The sequence below is a fragment of the Thiocystis violacea genome (assembly GCF_016583565.1).
In the GTDB taxonomy this organism is placed as follows: domain Bacteria; phylum Pseudomonadota; class Gammaproteobacteria; order Chromatiales; family Chromatiaceae; genus Thiorhodococcus; species Thiorhodococcus violaceus_A.
In genome coordinates, this window is sequence record NZ_NRRF01000239.1 from 1 (window position 1) to 730 (window position 730).

The window sequence follows — 730 nt, forward strand, 5'->3', positions numbered from 1 at the left end:
CCACCGGAGCCACTCCAGGTAGTCGAGGCAGTCCGCATCGGTGCGAAACCAGGACTGGAACTCGCCCGCAGTCCGCGGATAATCAACGCCAGCATGAGGGTAAGTCACCCTTGGAGTTTACTCCGGTTAAGTGGAGACCCCAGTCCGCCGATATGCCGCGACGTTCGCGCACGATTTCATTGATGCGCGCCGGAGTTACGCCTATGGCGCGCGCCAGGGCATTGCTGGACAGCCCCAGCGGCTGCATGAACTCCTCACGCAGAATCTCGCCGGGATGGATGGGGGGCAGTTTTTCGGTCATGGCGATCGCACCTTTAGTGGTAGTCGACGATCTCGACATCCGTGGGGTCATCGGTGGTCCAGACGAAGCACAGACGCCACTGGTCATTGATGCGAATGCTGTGCTGGCCAACGCGATCGCCCCGCAAGATTTCCAGGCGATTGCCAGGCGGCACACTCAGGTCGGACAGGTCGAAGGCCGAATGCAGATAACTTAGCTTACGCCGCCATGGCTGTGAAGGTCACGATACGATCGGCGATCCACAGATCCCCCGCCTCGATCGCGCCATCAAGACGCGCGAGCATGGCGCGCTCTTGGGTATAGGCGGGATCATCCAGGTGATCACCTCCAGCGCCGGCTCGAACACCACCAACGCCTTGTCCGGCAGGGGCGCGGCGCTCTGCCCACGGGACTCGGCGAGGCGATGCTCGCGCCCGCCCAGCGCATTGC

Annotated in this window: 2 protein-coding genes and 1 pseudogene; all 3 read right to left on the minus strand. The window is 62.7% G+C overall.

Features of this window, described 5'->3' with window-relative positions; translation table 11 throughout:
* Nucleotides 1-127: 127 nt before the first annotated feature.
* Nucleotides 128-301: pseudogene (locus CKO23_RS25000) on the minus strand (HigA family addiction module antitoxin); the annotation flags it as partial.
* 13 nt (nt 302-314) lie between these two features.
* Nucleotides 315-455, minus strand: a complete 141-nt coding sequence (locus tag CKO23_RS25005) for a type II toxin-antitoxin system RelE/ParE family toxin (RefSeq protein ID WP_440870600.1) — start codon at nt 453-455, stop codon at nt 315-317.
* 66 nt (nt 456-521) lie between these two features.
* Nucleotides 522-730: hypothetical protein (locus CKO23_RS25375; protein ID WP_440870577.1), on the minus strand; the 209-nt coding region annotated here is incomplete at its 5' end.